This is a genomic window from Streptomyces sp. NPDC054975, from assembly GCF_053609105.1.
The window spans coordinates 91,617-113,900 of the sequence record NZ_JBSGWV010000022.1 but is presented as its reverse complement, the minus strand read 5'-3'; the positions used below and the strand labels follow the sequence as shown (position 1 = coordinate 113,900).

The 22,284-nt window shown below is 72.3% G+C and carries 15 protein-coding genes and 1 pseudogene; 9 read left to right on the top strand and 7 right to left on the bottom strand.

Features of this window, described 5'->3' with window-relative positions:
- Positions 1 to 340 precede the first annotated feature (340 nt).
- Positions 341 to 5,296: a CHAT domain-containing protein gene (locus tag ACWF79_RS20790; RefSeq protein ID WP_453729584.1), complete on the top strand. Its 4,956-nt coding sequence runs from the start codon at positions 341 to 343 to the stop codon at positions 5,294 to 5,296.
- A 36-nt stretch (positions 5,297 to 5,332) separates the two neighbouring features.
- Here the strand turns inward: ACWF79_RS20790 and ACWF79_RS20785 are convergent, their stop codons facing one another.
- Together ACWF79_RS20785 and ACWF79_RS20780 are read right to left on the bottom strand one after the other, a co-directional pair.
- Positions 5,333 to 5,512, bottom strand: coding sequence for a hypothetical protein (locus tag ACWF79_RS20785; RefSeq protein ID WP_453729583.1), 180 nt, complete (start codon positions 5,510 to 5,512; stop codon positions 5,333 to 5,335).
- Entirely contained in the window at positions 5,487 to 6,167 is a 681-nt protein-coding gene (locus tag ACWF79_RS20780) for a DUF6338 family protein (RefSeq protein ID WP_453729582.1), read from the bottom strand. Before ACWF79_RS20780 ends, ACWF79_RS20785 begins: the two co-directional genes overlap by 26 nt.
- Positions 6,168 to 6,729: 562 nt before the next feature.
- Here ACWF79_RS20780 and kdpF point away from each other — a divergent pair.
- The 7 genes and pseudogenes from kdpF to ACWF79_RS20745 form a co-directional block, all read left to right on the top strand.
- Positions 6,730 to 6,819: a K(+)-transporting ATPase subunit F gene (kdpF, locus tag ACWF79_RS20775; protein WP_290353327.1), complete on the top strand. Its 90-nt coding sequence runs from the start codon at positions 6,730 to 6,732 to the stop codon at positions 6,817 to 6,819.
- A gap of 32 nt (positions 6,820 to 6,851) precedes the next feature.
- Positions 6,852 to 8,516, top strand: coding sequence for a potassium-transporting ATPase subunit KdpA (gene kdpA, locus ACWF79_RS20770; protein WP_453729581.1), 1,665 nt, complete (start codon positions 6,852 to 6,854; stop codon positions 8,514 to 8,516).
- Entirely contained in the window at positions 8,513 to 10,669 is a 2,157-nt protein-coding gene (gene kdpB, locus ACWF79_RS20765) for a potassium-transporting ATPase subunit KdpB (protein WP_453729580.1), read from the top strand. The genes kdpA and kdpB overlap by 4 nt, the downstream gene beginning before the upstream one ends.
- 18 nt (positions 10,670 to 10,687) lie before the next feature.
- Entirely contained in the window at positions 10,688 to 11,320 is a 633-nt protein-coding gene (locus ACWF79_RS20760; RefSeq protein ID WP_453729579.1) for a potassium-transporting ATPase subunit C, read from the top strand.
- Positions 11,321 to 11,547: 227 nt separating this feature from the next.
- Positions 11,548 to 11,769, top strand: coding sequence for a hypothetical protein (locus tag ACWF79_RS20755; RefSeq protein WP_453729578.1), 222 nt, complete (start codon positions 11,548 to 11,550; stop codon positions 11,767 to 11,769).
- 82 nt (positions 11,770 to 11,851) lie between these two features.
- Complete coding sequence (locus ACWF79_RS20750; protein ID WP_453729577.1) at positions 11,852 to 12,211, top strand: ArsR/SmtB family transcription factor; 360 nt, start codon at positions 11,852 to 11,854, stop codon at positions 12,209 to 12,211.
- An 87-nt stretch (positions 12,212 to 12,298) separates the two neighbouring features.
- Positions 12,299 to 13,615: pseudogene (locus ACWF79_RS20745) on the top strand (MFS transporter); the annotation flags it as partial.
- Here ACWF79_RS20745 and ACWF79_RS20740 read toward each other — a convergent pair.
- The 5 genes from ACWF79_RS20740 to ACWF79_RS20720 form a co-directional block, all read right to left on the bottom strand.
- Complete coding sequence (locus tag ACWF79_RS20740; RefSeq protein WP_453729576.1) at positions 13,606 to 16,659, bottom strand: alpha-mannosidase; 3,054 nt, start codon at positions 16,657 to 16,659, stop codon at positions 13,606 to 13,608. The pseudogene ACWF79_RS20745 and the gene ACWF79_RS20740 overlap by 10 nt on opposite strands.
- Positions 16,660 to 16,693: 34 nt before the next feature.
- On the bottom strand, positions 16,694 to 17,962 hold the full coding sequence (locus tag ACWF79_RS20735) for a glycoside hydrolase 5 family protein (RefSeq protein WP_453729575.1): 1,269 nt from the start codon (positions 17,960 to 17,962) through the stop codon (positions 16,694 to 16,696).
- A 17-nt stretch (positions 17,963 to 17,979) separates the two neighbouring features.
- Positions 17,980 to 18,843, bottom strand: coding sequence for a carbohydrate ABC transporter permease (locus ACWF79_RS20730; protein WP_453729574.1), 864 nt, complete (start codon positions 18,841 to 18,843; stop codon positions 17,980 to 17,982).
- 2 nt (positions 18,844 to 18,845) lie between these two features.
- Positions 18,846 to 19,718 (bottom strand): carbohydrate ABC transporter permease, encoded by an 873-nt coding sequence (locus ACWF79_RS20725; RefSeq protein WP_453729573.1) that lies wholly within the window; start codon positions 19,716 to 19,718, stop codon positions 18,846 to 18,848.
- A 61-nt stretch (positions 19,719 to 19,779) separates the two neighbouring features.
- Positions 19,780 to 21,075 carry an ABC transporter substrate-binding protein gene (locus tag ACWF79_RS20720; RefSeq protein ID WP_453729572.1) on the bottom strand — a complete coding sequence of 432 codons (1,296 nt, stop codon included), beginning with the start codon at positions 21,073 to 21,075 and terminating at the stop codon, positions 19,780 to 19,782.
- A 171-nt stretch (positions 21,076 to 21,246) separates the two neighbouring features.
- Here ACWF79_RS20720 and ACWF79_RS20715 point away from each other — a divergent pair, with 171 nt between their 5' ends.
- The gene (locus ACWF79_RS20715) at positions 21,247 to 22,278 is read left to right on the top strand and encodes a LacI family DNA-binding transcriptional regulator (protein ID WP_453729571.1); all 1,032 of its coding nucleotides are present in this window, start codon (positions 21,247 to 21,249) and stop codon (positions 22,276 to 22,278) included.
- Positions 22,279 to 22,284 lie beyond the last annotated feature (6 nt).

Genomic DNA, 22,284 nt, shown 5'->3' with positions numbered 1-22,284 from the left:
GCCGAGGGCCGCGAGCGGCCGGGGTGGGCTGCTCGCGGCCCTCGGCGGGCGGCGGGTGCGGGCGGGGCGCGGCGTTCCGATGCCTCAGGCCGGCAGGGTCGCTCTGCCGTTCGTGCGGGTGAGGGCGCTGGGGCGGATGTTGGGGCCGGGGCTGGGCGGGGACGGTGCCGGGTCCCGTCGGATACGCGGTTCCGACGGCGCGGGCGTCGCGGGTGGCGGCGCGGGTGGCCGGGATACTTCGGTACGGCCCGTCCTCCTTGGTCAACATCCGTACCGCTGGGTTACGTTGACCTCGACCTGGCGCGACGGCCGGGCCGACGGGGGAGTGGGGGCGCGGGCGATGAACGTAGAGGAGGCGGCGCAGCCCATCCTGGACCACGTCCAGCGGGCGGAGAACGACCCCGAGGCGCTGGGCTGGTTCCTGAGCCAGGAGGCCGCCGCGGTCGCCGACGCGGTGCGCGGCGCCGGGACGCTCCCGGACGGCAACCTCCTGCTCTCCGCCGTCAACGCGATCGGCTACTACACCTGGGGCCGCTACCTCGCGGGCGGCGGGGAGGACCTCGCGGCGCTCGGCTCGGCCGTCGTCTGCTTCTTCGACGTCCACCGCGTCTCGCCGGACCACGTCCCCCCCGTGCTGAGCCCGCTGCTCGCGCTCCTCGCGGGCGAGCCCGCCGGAGCGGACGCCGACCCCGGCAGCGCGTACGACGCGGGCGTCGGGATTCACCTCCAGTACACGCAGCACCGCAATCCCGTCCTGTTGCCCGCCGCGGCCGCCCTGCTGCGCCACGCAGTCGCCGGGTTCCCCGAGGGCAGCGTCGAACAGGGCACATGCCTGTCCGACCTCGGCCTGGTCCTCCTCTACGGATTCCGGGACGGCGTCGGCCCCGAACTGCTCGACGACGCCGTGCGCCAGAGCCGCGCTTCCGTGGCCGCCCCCGCCTGGGATCGGGCCGAAGAGGCCCGCAGGCTGGGCAACCTGGGGCTGGTCCTGAGGCACGCGGCGGAGGCGACGTCGGATCCGGACACGTCGCGCGAGAGCGTCAAGATCCTGCGTCGGACGCTGCGCGTGAGCCCCCCGGGAGGCCGGCACCACGCCCTGCACCTCGGCCTGCTCGGTTCGGCGCTCCTCAGCGCCGCGTCACGGCTCGACGAGCCGGCCCTCCTGGTCGAGGCCGTCGACTTCCTCCGCCGTTCCGTCGCGGCCGAGCCCCCGGGGCAGGCGCCGCCCGCCGCCCATCTCGCCGATCTCGGCATGGCGGAGATCGCCCTCTCCCTCGCGCCGGCGCAGGCCACCGGCCCGCAGGACCGCGCCGCGCTCCAGGACGAGGGCATCGACACCATCCGCCGCGCGGCCGCCATGGCGGGAAACCCCGTCGAGGCCTCCCTCTACCTGGCCAACCTCGCCTTCGTCCTCAACGGCCGTTCGCAGAACACCAGGAGCCCCGCCGCCCTCGACGAGGCCCACCGCGCGGCCCGAGACGCCCTGGCGGCCGCCCCGCCCGGCCACCCGGCCCACGTCCACGCCCAGCACATCCTGTCCGAGGTCCTGCGCACCCGGTACGTCGAAAGCGGTGACCTCGCCGAGCTGGACGCCGCGATCGAGCAGGGCCGCGGCGCGCTGGAGGCCACCGCGCCGCACGACGGTCAGTACGCGGGCCGGGCCGTGGACTTCGCCGACCTGCTGAGGCTGCGCGCCAACGCCGTCGGCCAGGCGCCCGACGCGCCTGAGGCGCCCGAAGCACCCGACGCGCTCGCCGAAGCGCTCGCCCTGATGCGGCGCGTCGCCGCCGAGACGCCACGGGACTCCGGCGGACGCGCCCGCGTCCTGCTCCACCTCGCGAGGGTGCTGGACGCGTCGGGCCGCGGCCTGGGCGAGCAGGCCGCGGCGCACGCGGCGGAGGCGGAGCGGACGTACCGGGAGTGCCTCGCGCTGACGGTCGGGGACGACGGCGTCGGGGCCGCCGCCCGCCACAGCCTCGGGCAGTTGCTCGTCGGACGGGCGAACCGCGCCACCGCGCAGGTCACCCTCTCCGGCCCGGAGGCCGCGCGCGCCGAGGACACCCGCCGTGAAGGCCTCGCCCATATCAGCGAGGCGCTCGCCCTGATGGGCGAGGACGACCCCCGGCGCTCGGAGTACCTCTCCGACCTCGGCTGCGTCCACCTGGAGCACGTCGACACGACCGGCGGCCTCGAAGCCTGCGCCGAGGCCGTACGCGTGCTGCGGCTCGCCGTGGCGGCCGCCCCGCCCGACGCCGGGCAGGACAGGGCGGTGGCCTGCTCCAACCTCGGCGCCGCGCTGGTGCGCCTGGGCACCCTCACCGCCGACGAGGCGCCGCTGACCGAGGGCGTACGGTCGCACCGGGAGGCCGTCGAGCTGACCGGGCCGAACGACCGCTACCGCGCGCACCGCCTCGGCAACCTGGGTGACGCGCTGCAACGCCTCGCCCAGCACCGCTCGGACGTCGCACTCGTGGAGGAGGCCGTCGAGATGCTGCGCGAGGCCGTCCGCGCCGCCGGGCCCACCGTGCCCGGCACGGCCGAGAACCTCACCCGACTCGGCAACGCCCTGCGCTCCCTCTCCCGCTTCACCGGCGAGGAGGCGCCCCTCGAAGAAGCCGTCCACCTGCAACGACAGGCCGTCGCCGCGACCGAGGTCATCGCGCCGAGGACCTCGGGCGCCCGCCCGACCTCCGTGTGGGGCGCCCGCCTCAACCTCGCCAACCTCCTCGTCGAGCGCCACCGGCTCACCTTCGACGAGTCCTTGCGCGAGGAGGCCCTTGACCACTACCGCGCGGTGATCGACCACGCCCAGGAATCCGGCGAGCGGCATGTCGCCCTCACCAACTACGGCAACACCCTCTTCGAACGCGCCGCCGACACCGTCGACCACACCCTCATGGACACGGCGCTCGGCGTCCTGCGCGAGGCCGCCGCCGCCGTCCCCGCCCAGCACGCGGGGCGCCCGGGTGTCTTCATGAACCTGGGCCTCGCCCTCGTACGGCGTTCGCGTCTCACCGGCGATCGCACCTGGCTCACCGAAGGCCTGACCGTCCTGCGCCGCACCGTGGAGGAGGGCACGCCCACCTCCTTCGACCGCGCTTTCCAACTCTCCAACCTCGCACAGGCGTTGAGCATCCAGTACTACGTCACCGGGGACCGGGCCGCCGCCGACGAGGCGGCGGTGCTGCTGCGCGAGGCGATCTCGCTGGAACACGGCGAGAGGCACGGCAGGGACACCGCGCGCGTCAACCTCGGCGTCCTGCTGCTCCGCGTCGCGATCCGCCGGAACGGGGAGGCCGACGCCGAACGCCTCGGGGAGTCGCGGCGCGTCCTGGAGGAGGCCATCGCGGGCTTGGACGACCGTCACCCCCGGCGGCCGCTCGCCCTGCTCAACCTGGCCGGCACCATCACGGCCACCGTGGAGACCGCCGAGGACGCCACGGACCCCGGCCTCCGTCCCCTGCTCGACCGAGGGCTGAGCGCCGTACGGGAGGCGCTCGGCCGCATCCCCGAAAGCCACCCCGACCACGCCCAGGCCCTGTGGCTCCTGGCCAGGACCCACCTCGCCCGCGCAGGCCTCGACCGGGCGCCGGTCTCCACCGCGCGGGCGGATCGCGCCGAAGCCATCCGGTGCGCGCGGCAGGCCGCCCACAGCACGGCCGCCTCGCTCTCCAAGCGCCTGCTGGCCGCCCGTACCTGGGGAGACGCGGCGGCCGCCGCCGGCGAGGACGCCGAAGCGCTCAGCGGCTACGCGTACGCCGTCGGACTGCTGCCGCGGCTCGCCCCGCGCGGTCTCGCCCGCGCGGACCAGGAAGACCGGCTGGCCGGCGGCACGGGCCTCGCCTCCGACGCCGCCGCGTTCGCGCTGCGGACGGGCGACCCCCTCACCGCGCTCACCCTCCTCGAACAGGGGCGCGGCATCCTGCTCGCCCAGGGCGTGGAGGCCCGGGGCGACCTGTCCCGGCTGCGGGCGGCCGACCCGGCCCTGGCCGCCGAGTTCGAGCGGGTCCGCGACGCGCTGACCGGTCCGACGGGCGGAGCCGTGACGATCCCCGCCGATCCCGGAGACCCCGGCCCGTCGTACTCGGGGCGCGAGGCCGGGCTGCTCGCCGAGTCACGGCACGCCTTGGCCCGGACATGGGACGAACTCCTCGACCGGGTCCGCCGACTGGACGGCCTCGAGGACTTCCTGGGGGCCCCGACAGCGGCGGATCTGCTCGGCGCGGCCTCCGGCGGGCCGGTCGTGGTGGTCAACGTCAGCCGGCACGGCTCCGACGCGATCCTCGTCACCGCCGAGGAGGGCATCCAGGTCGTGCCGCTGCCCGCGCTGACCTTCGAGGAAACCGTCAACCGGACCGTGGAGTTCGTCGCGAGCATCGACCAGGCGTACGGGGAGCAGGGGGCCCGGCAGGCCGTCGCCGCGATGGGCACCCTGTCCGACACCCTGGAGTGGCTGTGGACCGCCGTCGCCGAACCGGTCCTTGACCGGCTGGGCCCGCTCGCCGCCCCGCGCGAGGACGGACCGTCGACCCGCCTGTGGTGGTGCCCCACGGGGTGGCTGTCGTTCCTTCCGCTGCACGCCTCCGGCCGCCCCGACCCGAGGACGGGCGAGACGGTCATGGACCGGGTCGTCTCCTCGTACACTCCGACGCTGCGCGCCCTGGTCCGCGCCCGGAAGGCGCCCGTCCGCGCCGCCGTGACCGCTCCCACCCCGCTGATCGTCACCCTCGCCGAGACACCCGGCGCCCCGTCGCTGCCCGGCGCCTCCCAGGAGGCGAAGCTGCTCCGGAAACTCTTCCCCTCGCACGTCGAACTCGCGGGCGACGCCGCCACCGTCGCAGCCGTCCGCGACGCCCTCCCGGCGCACCCCTGGGTCCACTTCAGCTGCCACGGCGTGAGCGACCCGGACACGCCGTCCGAGAGCGGTCTTGTCCTCCACGACGGGCGGCTCACGGTCCGCGACGCTGCCGAGCAGCGCCCGCGCGAGGCGGTCCTCGCCGTCCTGTCGGCCTGCTCGACCTCCCAGGGCGGTCTCACCCTGCCGGACGAGTCGGTTCACCTGGCCTCGTCGTTCCAACTGGCCGGCTACCCGCATGTGATCGGCACGCTGTGGCCGGTCGCCGACAAGGTGGCGACCCGGCTGACGGAGGAGCTGTACGCGACCCTCGTGGACGACCTCGCACGCGGCCGCCCGATCGACCCGGCGAGAGCCCTGCACCATCCGGTCAGGGAGTTGCGCCGCCGCCTCGCCCGCGCGCCCCATCTCTGGGCCGCGCACATCCACACCGGTCCGTGACAGCCGTCGGCCGTCGGCCGGTCACCGCCCGGCCGTTCAGTCGGACGGCGTCGCCTCGCCCCTAGCCGTCTCGCCCATCGCCGTGCCGGACGGTGCCTGGGGCACGTCGTCCGGCTCTGCCGCGTCGTCGGAGGGCCGGTAGGTGCGGCGCTCCGAGAACTCCGCGAGCAGCTCCTCCCAGTCGCCTTCCTCATCCGGCTGGTGAGGTCTCGTCATGTCCCGCTCCTTCCTCCGCGTGCGGCCGCGTCGAGGGGACGGCCGGCGCCGTCGGCCGCAGCAGCACTTCCAGTACGTCGATGTCGGCGGCGCGCAGATACACCCCGCCGGTGTCCGGGACCCGTCCCAGGAACCTGCCGTCGGCCCCCATCCGGTACTGGGCCTGGAGATAGACGTCGCCCGGCTGGGGGTAGGCCGACACCGCCGACCTCGATCCCAGCCAACCACCCACCCACAGACCGCTCTTGAGTCGCGCCCGGACGAAACACGAGCCTCTGTCCCGGAAGAGCGCGTCCCAGGCCGTCGGCGTCGGCTCGTACCGGGCCCGCCTGCGCCGCCGGTCGAGCCGGGCCTCCGCCCACGCGATCCCCGCCGGCACCATGACCACCAGGGCGAGCGCCGCGAGGCCCGCCTCCCGAGGGTGCGCGAGCACCCCGGCGACAGGCCCCTTGCCCTGCCCCGCGAGCAGCCGCACCAGCCACGGCCCTGCGGCCACCGCGTACAGGGCGTCGAGCAGGGCACCCGCCGCGATGGCCCGCACGAGCCGGTTCTGCGGTTCCTGCTCCGCCGCGAGCGCGCCGCGCAGATGCTCCCGTACGGCCTGGTAGACGACTCCGGGCAGCACCAGAACCAGCAGAATGGTCAACTGCTGCACCGTCCCCGGAACCATCGCTCCCCTTCCGTCCCCGTGTCCTCAACTCCCCGGCTCACACCGTACGTCGGTGATCCACCGGGGGAGAGGGAAAGGCCGTGCGAGGTGACAGAGGTGACACCGGCGCCGCCACCGCCCTGGGCCTGGCCCGGGCCATCCGCGGCACGCTCGACCACGGCGACCCCGACGAGCGCCCCCTGACCGGCCAACTACGCGACAACTCGGCGAGGCCCGTACGCCGACGCGTTCCGACGTGGGGCGCGGACGCCGCGACCGGACGCGCTGGCCGTGATCAGCGGATACGCCGCACCGGGCGGGCACCACCGAGGTCTGACGGAGCGGCTCCGCGCGCTTCCCCACCCCGTACAGGACGCGTCAAGAGCGCGCCGCGCGTCATCAGGGACCCGTTAACGGCGGCCGGGACCCGCCGGAACAGGGTTTTGCTCGTCTTGTCCGAGAATCCGTTCTTCACTCAGGAGCTCACGATGGCCGACCTGGCCTTCGTCGTCACCACGATCGCGGTCTTCGCGCTGGTGGCCTTCATCGCCAAGGGGGTGGCCAAGCTGTGACTGCCGAGAACATCGTCGGTCTGATCGTGGCCGCCGCCCTGCTGGGCTATCTCGTCCTCGCCCTCGTCAAGCCGGAGAGGTTCTGACTGTGTCACCGGTCGCTGCCGCTCCGGGGCACATGAGCCCCGTCCTTGCCGGCACCCTCCAGCTCCTCGCGCTGATCGTCGCTCTCGGCCTGGCGTACCGCCCGCTCGGTGACCACATGGCCCGCGTCTACTCCTCCGACCGGCACCTGCGCGTCGAGAAGTGGATCTACAAGGCCATCGGCGCCCAGCCGAACACCGAGATGCGCTGGCCCGCGTACCTGCGCGGCGTCCTCGCCTTCTCGGCGGTGAGCGTGCTCTTCCTCTATCTGCTCCAGCGGGTGCAGGGCGTGCTCCCCGGCTCCCTCGGCTTCGCCTCGATCGACCCGGACCAGGCGTTCAACACCGCCGCGTCGTTCGTCGCCAACACCAACTGGCAGTCGTACTACGGCGAGCAGGCCATGGGCCACGTCGTGCAGACCGGCGGTTTGGCGGTGCAGAACTTCGTCTCGGCCGCCGTGGGTATGGCGGTCGCCGTCGCCCTCGTGCGCGGATTCGCCCGGAGCCGTACCGGTGAGCTCGGCAACTTCTGGGCCGACCTCGTCCGCGGTGTCGTGCGGATCCTGCTCCCGATCTCCGTCGTGGGCGCCCTGATCCTCGTCGCCTGCGGCGCGATCCAGAACTTCGCGGGCATCCACGAGGTCGGCCAGTTCCTGGGCGGCTCGCAGCAGTGGAACGGCGGCGCGGTCGCCTCCCAGGAGGTCATCAAGGAGCTGGGCACCAATGGTGGCGGCTACTTCAACGCCAACTCGGCCCACCCCTTCGAGAACCCCAACGGCCTCTCGAACCTCTTCGAGATCTTCCTGATCCTCGTCATCCCCTTCGCGCTGACCCGCACGTTCGGTCGCATGGTCGGCTCGCTCAAGCAGGGTTACGCGATCCTCGGCACGATGGTGACGATCTGGCTCGTCTTCACGGGCCTGATGCTGTGGACCGAGTTCGCCGGCAAGGGACCGGCGTTCGAGCTGGCCGGCGGCGCCATGGAAGGCAAGGAGACCCGCTTCGGCATCAGCGCCTCGGCGATCTTCTCCGTCGCCACCACGCTGACGTCGACCGGCGCGGTGAACTCCTTCCACTCCTCGAACACCGGCTTCGGCGGCGGCGTCAACCTGCTCGGCATGCAGCTCGGCGAGATCGCGCCCGGCGGTGTCGGCTCCGGCCTCTACGGCATGCTGATCATGGCGGTCATCGCGGTGTTCGTCGCCGGTCTGATGGTCGGTCGTACGCCCGAGTACCTGGGCAAGAAGATCGGCACCCGCGAGATCAAGTTCGCGGCCTGCTACATCCTGGTGACGCCCGCGCTGGTGCTGTGTTTCACGGCAGCGGCCATGGCGTTGGACACCCCGGCGCACTCCATGACGAACAGCGGCGCGCACGGGTTCTCCGAGATTCTCTACGCGTACACCTCCGGAGCCAACAACAACGGCTCCGCGTTCGCCGGCCTCAACGCCGACACCCAGTGGTTCAACTCGACGATCGGCATCGCGATGCTGCTCGGCCGGTTCCTGCCCATGGTGTTCGTCCTGGCCCTGGCCGGTTCGCTGGCCGAGCAGAAACCCGTCCCCGAGACCGCGGGCACGCTGCGGACCGAGAAGCCGCTGTTCACCGGCCTCCTGGTCGGCACGATCATGATCATCACCGGTCTGACCTACTTCCCGGCCCTTGCCCTTGGCCCGCTCGCCGAGGGGCTCGCGGCATGACCATCGACGTGAAGAAGCACGAGGACGCCGTGACACAGACGTCTACCGCCATCGAAACCCCCGCTCCGACGCGGGCGCCGCACGGCGACCCGTCCGTCGGACACCAGCCGGCCGGACGCGTCGGCGGGGGGCTGTTCGACCCCCAGCAGCTGATCACGTCCTTCCCTGACGCGATCAAGAAGCTCGACCCCCGGGTGATGGTCAAGTCACCCGTGATGTTCGTCGTCCTCATCGGCTCGGTGGTCACCACGGTGCTCGCCGTCAAGGACCCGGGCGACTGGTTCGGCTGGGCGATCACCGCCTGGCTCTGGCTGACCACGATCTTCGCCAACCTGGCCGAGGCCGTGGCCGAGGGCCGCGGCAAGGCCCAGGCCGACACGCTCCGCAAGGCCAAGACCGACACGGTGGCGCGCCGGATCGTCGGCGGGAGCGAGGAGCGCGTCCCCGGCACCGAACTGAGGATCGGCGACCTGGTGGTCTGCGAGGCCGGCGACGTCATCCCCGGCGACGGGGACGTCGTCGAGGGTGTGGCGAGCGTCGACGAGTCCGCCATCACCGGCGAGTCGGCCCCGGTCATCCGCGAGTCCGGCGGCGACCGCTCGGCCGTCACCGGCGGTACGAAGGTGCTGTCCGACCGGATCGTCGTCAAGATCACGACGAAGCCCGGCGAGACCTTCATCGACCGCATGATCAACCTGGTCGAGGGCGCCGCCCGGCAGAAGACCCCGAACGAGATCGCCCTCAACATCCTGCTGGCGTCCCTCACCGTCGTCTTCCTGCTCGCCGTCGTCACGCTGAAGCCGTTCGCGATCTACGCGGGCGCCGACGAGCAGACCTCGTTGATCGTCCTCACCGCGCTCCTGGTCTGCCTCATCCCGACCACGATCGGCGCGCTGCTCTCGGCCATCGGCATCGCCGGCATGGACCGGCTCGTGCAGCGCAACGTCCTCGCCATGTCGGGCCGCGCGGTCGAGGCCGCCGGCGACGTCTCCACACTGCTCCTGGACAAGACCGGCACCATCACGCTGGGCAACCGGCAGGCCGCCGAGTTCGTCCCCGTCAAAGGCGCCACGGAGGCCGAACTGGCCGACGCCGCCCAGCTCTCCTCGCTGGCCGACGAGACGCCCGAGGGCCGCTCCGTCGTGATTCTCGCCAAGGAGAGGTACGGACTGCGCGAGCGCCACCAGGGCGAACTCGCCCACGCCACCTGGATCGAGTTCACCGCTCAGACCCGTATGTCGGGTGTCGACGTCGACGGCAGGCAGACCCGTAAGGGCGCGGCCGGCTCGGTCGTCACCTGGGTTCGCGAGCAGGGCGGCGAGGTCGCCGACGACGCCGCCACGCTGGCCGACAGGATCTCCGAAGCGGGCGGCACGCCGCTGCTCGTCGCCGTCAAGGACGACAAGGGCGCCCGCGTCCTCGGTGTCATCCACCTCAAGGACGTCGTCAAGGAGGGCATGCGGGAGCGGTTCGACGAGCTGCGCCGCATGGGCATCAAGACGGTCATGATCACGGGTGACAACCCGCTGACCGCCAGGGCCATCGCCGAGGAGGCGGGGGTCGACGACTTCCTGGCCGAGGCGACCCCCGAGGACAAGATGGCGCTGATCAAGCGCGAGCAGGCCGGCGGCAAGCTCGTCGCGATGACCGGCGACGGTACGAACGACGCGCCCGCGCTCGCCCAGGCGGACGTCGGCGTGGCCATGAACACCGGCACCTCGGCCGCCAAGGAGGCCGGGAACATGGTGGACCTGGACTCCAACCCGACCAAGCTCATCGAGATCGTCGAGATCGGCAAGCAACTCCTGATCACCCGGGGCGCGTTGACGACCTTCTCGATCGCCAACGACGTGGCCAAGTACTTCGCGATCATCCCCGCGATGTTCGCCGTGGCCTACCCGTCGCTGGACAAGCTCAACATCATGGGCCTGTCCTCGCCCGAGTCCGCGATCCTCTCCGCCGTCATCTTCAACGCGCTGATCATCGTCGCGCTGGTCCCGCTCGCCCTGAAGGGCGTGCGCTACCGGCCGACGAGCGCGGACAGGATGCTCCGCCGGAACCTCGGGATCTACGGCCTCGGCGGCCTGATCGCCCCGTTCATCGGCATCAAGCTCATCGACATGCTCCTCTCCCTCGTCCCCGGTCTGCGTTGAATCGGAAAGCGTGCTGACATGAACAACTCGGTAGGAAACGCGGGGCGGGTGCTCTGGGCGGGCCTGCGCGCCCTCCTCGTCCTCACGGTCGTGTGCGGGGTGCTCTACCCGCTGGCCGTCACAGGAGTCGCCCAGGCGGTCTTCCCCCACCAGGCGGGCGGGTCCGAGGTCAAGGACGCGAGCGGGAGGGTGGTCGGCTCCGAGCTGATCGGCCAGACCTACGAGGACCTGAAGTGGTTCCAGCCCCGCCCCTCCCGCGGCCTCGGCGAGAACTCCGTCAACACCCAGTACCGACTGATCCTCTCGGGCGCGACCAACCGCTCCGGTGACAACGCCGAACTGATCCAGTGGGTGAAGGAGGCCAAGGCGGCCGTCGTCAAGGACAACTCCACCGCCACCTATCAGGTGCAGCCGTCCGACGTCCCCGCCGACGCCGTCACCTCCTCCGGCTCCGGCCTGGACCCGCACATCTCCCCGGCGTACGCGGAGCTGCAGGTCCACCGGGTGGCGGAGCGGAACGGCCTCGACGTCAAGCGGGTCGAGAAGCTCGTCGCCGACCACACCGACGACCGGATCCTCGGCTTCGTCGGGGAGCCCCGTGTCAACGTCCTCAAGCTCAACATCGCGCTCAAGGAACTGACGAAGGGCTGATGGCCTCGGGGTCCTCATCAGCCTGTGCCGGCGGCTCCCGGAGGCCTGGGGTCACCATTTCGGGGCAAAAGCCTCGCCATCGTGATCGTCACGATCAACTCCTCCCTCCCGCAGGCAGGTTGGTGCTACGGCCGCCCGGCTTCGCCGCCGCGACCGGGCGGGCCCGGTCATCCCGGGGACGTGCGCGTCTGTGCCCCCGCCCTTACGGGAGGCATACTGACAGGACGATGACGAACCGATCCGCGCCCCGGCGCCACCTGTCCACCAGCCCCTTCGCGGCTCCCACCGATCCCGTGATCAAGGAGTTCGCCGTCGGTGACCGCGTCTCCCACGATCGCCACGGCCTCGGGAAGATCATCGGCCAGGAGCCGACGGGAGCGCTGCTCGTCGACTTCGGAGCCACCCAGGTCCGAGTCCTCAGCCCTTACAAAGGCATGCACAAGCTCTGACGGCCCCCGACAGCCTCACGGAAGACCGCCCCGGCGCCTCGTGCGCCGGGGCGGCTTTCGTCGCCGTGCCTACGATGGGCCCATGTCGGAACGCGAACCGTCCTCACCTGCCAGCGTGGTGCACCAGCGCACACCGGGGCCCCGCGAGCTCGCGGCGGCGGCAGGAGTGTTCGCGCTCCTCGCGGACCCGACCCGGCTGCACCTGGTCTGGCTCCTCTCGCGCGGTGAGTCGGACGTCACCGCCCTCGCGGAGGCCTGCGGAGCGGCCCGGCCGGCCGTGAGCCAGCACCTGGCCAAGCTGCGGCTCAGCGGGCTCGTCCAGCACCGCAAGGACGGCCGCCGCGTCCTGTACACGCTGCCCGACGGCCATATGCGGCGCCTCGTGGTCGAGGCGATCAGCCATGCCGACCACCAGGTGACCGGAGAACCCTGGCACGACTGAACCCCCTCCTCCCGTCCACGTGTGCGCAATCATGCACATGTTCGCTACCGTGGTCACGACCCCCGGAGCCGAACGAGGGCGGGCCCCATGCTGTCCGTGCTGCGCAACCGCACCTACCGCCGCCTCTTCACCGCCCAGGTCGTCGCCCTGGCGGGCACCGGCCTCGCGACCGTCGCGCTCAGCCTCCTCGCGTACGACCTGGCGGGCGCCGACGCCGCCGCCGTCCTCGGGACCGCCCTCGCGATCAAGATGGTCGCCTACGTCTCCGTCGCGCCCCTGGTCGGCGCCTTCGCCGACCGGATACCCCGGCGCGCCCTCCTCGTCGCCACGGACCTCACCCGCGCCACGGCCGCCCTCGCCCTGCCCTTTGTCACCGAGGTCTGGCAGGTGTACGCCCTGATCCTGCTGCTCCAGGCCGCCTCCGCCGCCTTCACCCCGACCTTCCAGGCGACCGTCCCCGACGTCCTGCCCGACGAGCGCGACTACACCCGCGCCCTGTCGCTCTCCCGCCTCGCCCACGACCTGGAGAACCTCTTCAGCCCGGCGCTCGCGGCCGCGCTGCTCCTGGTCGTCCCGTCCGGCCTGCTCTTCACCGGGACCGCCGTCGGCTTCCTCGCCTCCGCCGCCCTCGTCGCCTCCGTCCTCCTGCCCCGCCCCGCACCGGCCGAGCGGACCGGCGGCGCCTACGCCAAGGCCGCCTTCGGCATCCGGCTCGTCCTCGCCACCCCGCGCCTGCGCGCGCTCCTCGCCCTGGACCTCGTCGTCGCCGCCGGCGGCGCGATGGTCCTCGTCACCACCGTCGTCCTGGTCCGCGAGGTCCTCGGCCGCCCGGCCGGCGACGTCACGCTCGCCCTCGGCGCGTACGGAGCCGGCTCCATGGCCGTCGCGCTCCTGCTGCCCCGCCTCCTCGACCGGATCGGCGACCGCACCCTCATGCTCCCCGCCGCCTTCGTCACGGCCGGGGTCCTGCTCCTCCTCCCGGCGGGCACGGCGCTGGTCCCCGGCCCCTGGGCCTGGCCCGCGCTGCTCACCGCCTGGCTGCTGCTCGGGGCCACCTGCTCCGCCGTCCTCACGCCCGGCGGACGGCTGCTGCGGCGCTCGGCCGCCGGCGCGGACCTGCCCGCCGCCTTCGCCGCCCGGTTCTCCCTCGCCCACGGCTGCTGGCTGCTGACCTACCCCCTCGCGGGGTGGGCGGCCGCGCACGCCGGCCTCGCGGTCGCCGCGGGCTCGCTCGGCCTCCTCGCCCTCCTCGCGGCCGTCGCCGCTCTACGGCTCTGGCCGCGCGAGGACCCCGAGGAGCTGGAGCACCGCCACCCCGAGCTGGCCACCGACCATCCGCACCTGGCGGGCGCGGTCGGCCGGTGTCACGTCCATGACTTCCGTATCGACGCGCTTCACCCCCGCTGGCCGGCCCCGGCGAAGCGCAGCGTGACCAGCTCGAACGGCCGCAGGGTCAGGTCCACACCCTCGTCTTCCGCCCGCACCGCGCCCGGCGGCGCGTCGGCGAGCGGGCGCTCCAGCAGGTCGCACACGGTCACCCCGTCCCAGCCGAAGGCGGTGGTCAGACGGGCCCGGGCGCGGCCGCCTCGGGACTCGTAGAGCCGGACCACGACGTCCCCACCGCGGTCGTCGGCCAGCTTCACCGCGCTGACCACGACCGCGTCGGAGTCCACCGCGACCAGCGGCACGACCTCCGCCGCCCCGGCCACCACGCGCTCGGGCAGGTTGATCCGGTAGCCCTCGCGCACGGCGTCCCCGACGGAGGCGCCCGGCACCAGCGCGTGGCGGAACCGGTGCACGCCCTGGTCGGTGTGCGGGTCCGGGAAGCGCGGGGCGCGCAGCAGGGACATCCGTACGGTCGTCGTCGTGCCGCCGTCCTCGGCCCGTACGGTACGGGTCACATCGTGTCCGTACGTCGACGCGGTCACCAGGGCCACGCCCCAGCCGGGCTCCTCGAAGTGGACGAAGCGGTGGTTGCACGCCTCGAACTTGGCCGCCTCCCAGCTGGTGTTGGTGTGCGTGGGACGGAAGAGATGGCCGAACTGCGTCTCCGCCGCGTACCGGTCGGTGTGGAGGTCGAGCGGGAACGCCGCCTTGAGGAACTTCTCCGTCTCGTGCCAGTCGACCTCCGTGTCCAGGTCGAGCCGCTTCGCCCCCGCCACGAGCGTCAGCGTCTGCACCGCCCGCGAGGCGCCGAACGTCCGCGTCACGCGTACGGACACGGATCGCGCGCTCTCCTCGGCGAGCACCACCTCGTCGGCCTCGACCAGGTCCGTGACGGTGTTCCGGTAGAACTGGTCGACGTCCCAGGCGTCCCACATGTTCGGGAAGTCGGGATGGATCTGGAGCAGGTTCGCCGCCGCCCCCGGAGCGAGCGTCTCCCGGCCGGTCGCCAGGTCGAGCACCGACACCACCAGGCCGCGCCCGTCCACGCCCACCCGCAGCAGCCCGTTGTCGAGCACGAAGCCGCCGTCCGGCCGCGCCTCGGCGGTGCAGTCGTCCGCCGCCGGGACCACGGCGCCCGCCCCGCCGGCCGGAACCCCCGCGCGCGCGTGCGGCGCCGCGTTGAACACCATCTGACCGCCCGCCGCCGGATCACCGGCCAGCACCGCCTGCGCCCGGCCGATGATGCCGTTCAGCTCCTCGGCGACCGCCGCGTACGTCCGCTCCGCCTCACGGTGCACCCACGCGATCGAGGAGCCGGGGAGGATGTCGTGGAACTGGTGCAGCAGCACCGTCTTCCAGATCCGGTCCAACTCCTCGTACGGATAGGGCACTCCGGCCCGCGCCGAGGCGGTCGCCGCCCACAGTTCGGCCTCCCGGAGCAGGTTCTCGCTCGCCCGGTTGCCCTGCTTGGTCCGCGCCTGACTCGTCAGCGTCGCCCGGTGCAGCTCCAGGTACAACTCGCCCACCCAGACCGGCGCGTGCGGGTACTCGGCCTCGGCCTTGGCGAAGAAATCCGCAGGCCGCTCCCAGCGCACCCGCGCCGAACCCTCCAGATCCCTTAGCCGGGCCGCCTTCGCGACCATCTCGCGCGTCGTGCCGCCACCCCCGTCGCCCCAGCCGGTCGGCGCGATCGAATGCCGCGCGCGGCCCTTGTCCTTGAAGTTGCGCACCGCGTGCGCGATCTCCTTGCCCCGCATCGAGCAGTTGTACGTGTCGATCGGCGGGAAGTGCGTGAAGATCCGCGTGCCGTCGATGCCCTCCCACCAGAAGGTGTGGTGCGGGAAGGAGTTGACCTGGCTCCACGAGATCTTCTGCGTCAGCAGCCACTTCGACCCGGCAGCCTTGATGATCTGGGGGAGTCCGCCCGCGAAGCCGAACGTGTCCGGCAGCCACGCCTCCTCGTTCTCGACGCCGAACTCCTCCAGGAAGAACCGCTTGCCGTGCACGAACTGACGGGCCATCGCCTCCGACGACGGCATGTTCGTGTCCGACTCCACCCACATGCCCCCGGCCGGCACGAACCGGCCCTCCGAGACCGCCTTCTTGACCCGCGCGTACACCTCCGGACGGTGCTCCTTGATCCAGGCGTACTGCTGCGCCTGGGACATCGTGTAGACGAAGTCCGGCTCGTCCTCCAGGAGAGCGGTCATGTTCGCCGTCGTCCGCGCCACCTTGCGGACCGTCTCGCGCAGCGGCCACAGCCACGCCGAGTCGATATGGGCGTGGCCGACCGCGCTGATCCGGTGCGCCGACGGCTCGGCCGGCGAGGACAACACCTCCACCAGGCGCGAACGGGCGGCCGCGGCGGTCGCGTTCACGTCCTGGAGGTCGATCGCGTCCAGGGCGCTCTCCACGGCCCGCAGGATCTCCCAGCGGCGGGCGCCCTCCACCGGCAGCTCCGCCATCAGCTCGCCGAGCACCTCCAGGTCGATCACCAGCTGCCAGACGGTCTCGTCGAAGACCGCCAGGTCCATCCGCGCGAGCCGGTACTGCGGCGTGTCGCCCGCCGTCTCCTTCTCGCCCAGCTCGGTCGGCAGGAAGGGGTGGTAGTCCAGGATCACCGGATTGGACGCGGCCTCCACATGCAGCAGCACCTCCTCCCCGCCGGCCGCCCGGTCCGCGACCCGCACCCACTGGTTGCGCGGGTTGAGCCCCTTCACCGGCGAGCCGTCGGGCCGGTACACCAGCCCCTCGCACTGGAATCCGGGCATGTTCGCGTCGAAGCCGAGGTCGATCAGGGCCTCCACGGTCCGTCCCGCCCAGGCCCGTGGTACCGCCCCGGACACGGTGAGCCAGCTCGTGCCCCACGGAGCTCCCCAGGCGTCGCCCACGGCGATCGGGGTGCGGGGAGCGGCGATCCCCTCGGCCACCGGTACCGGTTCGTCGGGGGCCGTCCAGATCCCCACCTCCAGCGGGACGGACTCCGGATGGATCGCGGGGCGGACCCGCTCCTCCAGGACGCGCTTGAGACGGGACTCGATCAGGGTGCGGTCGTCATGCATGCCAGTCGCTCCATCACGTAGGAGAAGGTGGTCCTCAGGGCCTGTCGACGTCGTCGACGGTGACCGTCTCGGTGATCCCGCGTGCGCTGAGATGATCGCGGTCCGCCGCCCGCGACGCCAGTACGACCGCCGGCCGCGCGCCGTCCGCCCCCAGCCGCATGAACGCCTCGAAGAACGCCCCGCCCGGCGCGCAGGTCGATCGCTTGGCGGAATCCTCCGGCAGGTCGAGGACGAGGGCCGTGGTCCGTGGACGCGGGTGACGGGGGCCGGCCCGGAACTCAGCGACGGTCTCCGCGAGCGCCCGCCCGGCCGGTTTCACCTCCCGATCGGTCGTCAACAGGCCGAGGTCGTACTCCAGTTCGGGGAAGTCGGCGAGCGAGCGGTCGACGTCGTGGGAGCACCACCACGTGACGCCCCAGAGGCCGGGGCAGTCGAGCGCCGCCGCCACCGTCGTACGGGTGAAGGCGGCGGCCCGGTCGGGCGCGATGTGCGGGGCGGGCGCCCCCACCTCCTGGAGCCACACCGGCCGCGCGGGGTCCTCGGCCCAGGCCTTGGACAGCTCGATTAGATACGCGGCGTGCAGGCCCGTCGCCACGGAGTCGGGGCCGTGGCGCTGGGCGGTGCCGTTGAAGACCCAGGAGTGGACGGCCGTCACCGCGCCGAGCCGGGCCGCCTGGGCGGGCGTGAAGGGATGGTCGTCCAGATACCAGGCGGCGTCGTACTCGGCGTGCAGATGGAGCCGCCCGGGCGCGCCGCGCTCGCACGCCGCCAGCATGCGCCGCAGCCAGCTCTCGGCCTCGGCCGGGGTGACGCGGTCCGGGTCGGGGTGCGGGTCGCCCGAGAACTGGTTGATCTCGTTGCCGAGCGTCATGCCCAGGAAGTTCGGCCGGTCCGCGAGCGCCGAGGCGAGGGTACGCAGATACGTCGCCTGGCCGTCGAGGACCTCGGGGTCGGTGAACAGGTTCCGCCGGTGCCAGGTGAGCGTCCACGAGGGCCGGAAGTCGAAGCTGGACAGATGGCCCTGGAGCCCGTCGACTGCCACGTCCAGACCGCGCTCGGCCGCCGCGTCCACGAGGGAGACCAGCTGCTCGACCGCGCGCGGGCGGATGAGCGTCCGGTTCGGCTGGAAGACGGGCCAGAGCGGGAAGACCCGGACATGGTCGAGACCGAGGGCCGCGATCGAGTCCAGGTCGGCGCGGACGGCGTCGAGGTCGAAGTCGAGCCAGTGGTGGAACCACCCACGGCTCGGGGTGTAGTTGACGCCGAAGCGCGGGGTGTCGCGCGGAGGGGGCATGCTCGGCATGGGGTCCTTTCCACAGGTCATCCCTTGATGGCGCCTTCCTCGACGCCCTTGAAGAAGAACCGCTGGAGGGTGGCGAAGACGGCCACGATCGGCAGGAAGGCGATCATGGTCCCGGCCGCGATCAGCCGCGGATTGGCGGTGAACGTGCCGTCGAGGTACTGCAGCCCCACGGTGAGGGTGTACCGGTCGGGGTCGTTGAGCACGATCAGCGGCCAGAGGAAGTCGTCCCACGCGCCGATGAAGGTGAAGATCACCACGACGCTCAGCATGCCCCGGACGTTCGGCAGCCCCACATGGACCAGGCGCTGCCACACGTTCGCGCCGTCGACGAGCGCGGCGGCGTCCAGCTCCGGCGGGACGGCCTGGAAGGCCGTGTACATCAGCAGGACGTTGAGCATGGCGATGGCCCCCGGCAGCGCCACCCCGAGCAGCGTGTCGGTCAGGCCCATGCTGCGTACGGTCACGTACTGGGAGACGATCGTGACCTCCCCGGGCAGCACCAGCGTGGCCAGGAACAGACCGAGCACGAGCCGGGCGCCCCGGAAGCGCAACCGGGAGAGCGTGAAGCCGGCCAGGGTGGCCCCGACCACGTTCCCGAGGACGGCGATCGCCGCCACCGTCAGCGAGTTGACGGCGTACGTCCACACCGGGACGGTGTCGGCGACCTGCGCGTAGTTGGAGAACGTCGGGTCGCTGGGCAGGAAGTCCGGTGTACGGGAGTACACGTCCTCGCCCGGGCCCTTGAGCGAGGTGGACAGCTGCCACAGGAACGGGCCCGTGGTGAGCAGCAGGACGAGGGCGAGCAGCGCATAGCGGACCGCCCGCGCGGCCGGGCCGGGTGTGCCGAAGCCGCGTGATCCCCGGGAGGCTCGTACAGGCATGGTCAGGACGCCTTCCTGTTCAGCCGGGCGAGTAGCAGCATCGGGCCGACGGTGATCACGAAGAGCAGCAGGCTCAGGGCGGAGGCGTACCCGATGTGCCCGGTGAAGCCGCGGCTGTACATCTGGATGAGCATGACCACCGACATGTCCCGGCCGCCCGGCCCGCCGGTGCCGTGGGAGAGGACGTACAGCTCGGAGAAGACCCGGAGCGCGGAGACCGAGACGAGGACGGAGACCAGCAGCATCGTGGCCCGGACGCCCGGCAGGGTGACGTGCCAGAAGCGGCGCACGGCGGACGCCCCGTCGACGGCGGCGGCCTCGTGCAGCTCCCGGCCCACGTTCCCGAGGGCGGAGAGGTAGATGACCATGTAGTAGCCGAGGCCCTTCCACACGGTGAGGGCGATGGCACTGAAGAGCAGCAGCCAGCGGTCCGTGAGGAAGTCGACCGGCCGCTGGGCGAGGCCGAGCCCGCCGAGCAGCCCGTTGAGGAGGCCGCGGTCGTCCAGGAGCCAGCCCCAGATCAGGGCGACGACGACGGCGGAGGCGACCACCGGGGTGTAGAAGGCCGTGCGGAAGAAGGTGATGCCCGGCAGCTTCTTCTCCACGAGCAGCGCGAGCAGCAGCGGCAACAGGGTCAGCAAGGGCAGGCAGATCAGCAGATAGACGATGCTGTTGATCAGAGCGTCGATCAACTGCTCGTCGTCCAGGGCCCGTTCGTAGTTGGCGAGGCCCGTGAAGCGGCCGCCGCCGAGCGGTTTGGCGTTGGTGAACGACAGGATCACGGTGTTCACGGCCGGCCAGACGTTGAAGACGAGGAGCCAGACGACGGCCGGCCCGGCGAGCAGCCACGGGGTGAACCAGCGCCGGTGGGTCATGGGGTGCCTTCCGGGAGGGGGAGCGGCGCCGGGGGATGTCGGCGCCGCTCTGGGCCGTCGCTCAGTCCTTCAGCATCTGGTTGGCGCGCTCCACGGCCGTGTCCAGAGCCTCCTTCGAACCGGCCTGGCCGTTCAGGGCGAGGGCGATCTGCTGGTTGATCACCGTCTTGACCGCCTCGTTGGCCTGGACCGGCTCCAGCATCGTGGCCTTCGCCAGCGAGCCGAACGCGGTGACCTTGGCGTCCCCGGCGTTCGTCCCGTCGCTCCTGCTGAAGAAGGGGTCCGACGCGGAGGCCTTGGTGGACGGGAAGATGCTGGTGAGGTGGGCGAAGGCGGCCTGGTTCTCGGCGTTGGTGACCCAGCGGGCGAGCGCGAGCGCCGTGGCCCGGTTCTTGGTCGCCTTGGAGACCGACAGGCCCTGGACGTACAGCGGCGGCGTGCCCATCGCGGGGGAGGAGACGACCTGGGGCGCGAGGCTCGGGTTGTCGGTGGCCAGCGTGGTGATGTAGTTGCCGCCCGCCGTGGTCCACGCGGCGGTGCCGGAGGAGAACAGCTTGGTGTTGCCCGCGTACGTCTCCGTCAGCACGTCCTTGGGCAGCAGGCCCTCCTTGAACGCGGCGCGGTAGGTGTCCAGGAGAGCCGCGGCCTCGGGGGTGTTGAAGGTGAACGTCTTCCCGTCCTCGGACATGAGCTTCACGCCGGCGTTGGCGAAGTCCATCAGCCCCGGCTTGCGGCTCATCAGATGGACCGAGCCCTTCGACTTCTCCTTGACCGTCCTGGCCGCCGCGATCAGCTCGTCCAAGGTGGCCGGCGGCTTCTTCGGGTCCAGGCCGTACCGGGTGAGGAGCGTGGAGTTCCAGTAGTTGACGTCGGTGTTGAGGTACCAGGGATAGCCGTACGTGCCGTCGTGGCCGGCGAAGCGGTAGGCGGCGATGCCGCCCTCGACGTAGTCGGCGTCCAGCTTCGGGTCGGCTGACGCCACGTCGAGGAGCCTGCTCTGCTTCACCAGTGGCAGCGCGAAGTCCGGCGGCAGGTTGACGACATCGGGCAGCGTGCCGCCGGCCGCCTGGCTGAGCACCTTCTCGGAGTAGCCGTCACCCGGCTGGTCGAGCCACTCCACCTCGACGCCCGGGTGCTTCTTCTCGAAGGCGTCGATCACGCCCTCCATGTACGCGGTGAACTTCGGCTTCAGGGCCCACGTCTGGAGCGAGACCCTGCCCGTGACCTCGCCCCCGCCGCCCCCGCCGCCCCCGCCGGCGTCGTCCGATCCGCTCGGGTCGCCGAGGCCGCATCCGGCGAGGGTCACCGCGGCGACGGCGGCCACGGCCAGCCGTATCCAGTGGCTGCTTGTGCGCATATGAGTGGTCTCCCGGTCTGTGCTGGCGGACGGAACGCATTACTAAACCGGTCTAGCGATGGGGGACTATGCTCCCGCTACACTCCGCTGTCAAGACAGTGCGCGCGGACCGCGGCAGTGCGGACCCGAGCAGTGCGGACCCGAACCGCGCGCGACCGAGGGGGCACCCGCGTGGCCAGACCGACGATCGCCGACATCGCCCGCCGGGCCGGGGTGTCCAAGGGCGCCGTGTCCTTCGCGCTCAACGGGCGCCCGGGCGTGAGCGACACCACCCGCGCCCGCATCCTGCGGGTCGCGGAGGAGATGAACTGGCGCCCGCACAGCGCCGCGCGCGCCCTCGGCGGGGCCCGGGCCGGCGCGGTCGGCCTGGTCCTCGCCCGCCCCGCCCGGACCATCGGCCTCGAACCCTTCTTCAGCCAACTGCTCAGTGGACTGCAGGCCGGACTCTCCACGCGCGGCACGGCGCTCAACCTGCTGGTCGTCGAGGACACGGCCGCCGAGATCGAGGTCTACCGGCGCTGGACCTCCGAGCACCGCGTCGACGGCTTCGTCCTGGTCGACCTCCAGGTCCGCGACCCGCGGATCCCCGTCCTCGAAGAGCTCGGCGTGCCGGCGACCGTCCTCGGCGGGCCCGGCCGGCACGGCAACCTGCCGAGCGTCTGGGCCGACGACCGCGAGGCCATGGTGTCGATCGTCGACTACCTCGCCGCCCTCGGCCACCGCCGCATCGCGCACCTGGCCGGGCTCCCCGCCTTCCAGCACACCCAGCGCCGCATCCGGGCCGTACGGGACAGCGCCCGGCGGCTCGGCCTCACCGAGGCGGTCTCCCTGCCGACCGACTTCAGCGACGCCGAAGGCGCCGCCGCCACCCGGGCCCTGCTCGCCCGGTCACCCCGGCCGACGGCGATCATCTACGACAGCGACGTGATGGCCGTGGCCGGTCTCGGGGTGGCCACCGAGATGGGTGTGGCCGTCCCCGCCGAACTCTCCCTCGTCTCCTTCGACGACTCCGCCCTCGCCCGCATCGTCCACCCCTCCCTCACCGCGCTCTCCCGCGACACCTTCGCCCTCGGCGAGCAGGTGGCCCGGGAACTCCTCGCCGTCGTCCACGACCCGGCCTCGGCGCGGGACGTCAAGAACCCGACACCCCGGCTCACGGTCCGCGAGTCCACCGCGCCCCCGGCCCTTGACCCGTCCCGCTAAAGCCGT

Coding starts and splice junctions, on each gene's coding strand:
- ACWF79_RS20750 (WP_453729577.1), top strand. CDS start 11,852: ATGTCGGAACGCGAACCGTCCTCACCTGCCAGCGTGGTGCACCAGCGC.
- ACWF79_RS20790 (WP_453729584.1), top strand. CDS start 341: ATGAACGTAGAGGAGGCGGCGCAGCCCATCCTGGACCACGTCCAGCGG.
- kdpB (WP_453729580.1), top strand. CDS start 8,513: ATGACCATCGACGTGAAGAAGCACGAGGACGCCGTGACACAGACGTCT.
- ACWF79_RS20755 (WP_453729578.1), top strand. CDS start 11,548: ATGACGAACCGATCCGCGCCCCGGCGCCACCTGTCCACCAGCCCCTTC.
- ACWF79_RS20735 (WP_453729575.1), bottom strand. CDS start 17,962: ATGCCGAGCATGCCCCCTCCGCGCGACACCCCGCGCTTCGGCGTCAAC.
- ACWF79_RS20725 (WP_453729573.1), bottom strand. CDS start 19,718: ATGACCCACCGGCGCTGGTTCACCCCGTGGCTGCTCGCCGGGCCGGCC.
- kdpA (WP_453729581.1), top strand. CDS start 6,852: ATGAGCCCCGTCCTTGCCGGCACCCTCCAGCTCCTCGCGCTGATCGTC.
- ACWF79_RS20730 (WP_453729574.1), bottom strand. CDS start 18,843: ATGCCTGTACGAGCCTCCCGGGGATCACGCGGCTTCGGCACACCCGGC.
- ACWF79_RS20740 (WP_453729576.1), bottom strand. CDS start 16,659: ATGCATGACGACCGCACCCTGATCGAGTCCCGTCTCAAGCGCGTCCTG.
- ACWF79_RS20785 (WP_453729583.1), bottom strand. CDS start 5,512: ATGACGAGACCTCACCAGCCGGATGAGGAAGGCGACTGGGAGGAGCTG.
- ACWF79_RS20760 (WP_453729579.1), top strand. CDS start 10,688: ATGAACAACTCGGTAGGAAACGCGGGGCGGGTGCTCTGGGCGGGCCTG.
- ACWF79_RS20720 (WP_453729572.1), bottom strand. CDS start 21,075: ATGCGCACAAGCAGCCACTGGATACGGCTGGCCGTGGCCGCCGTCGCC.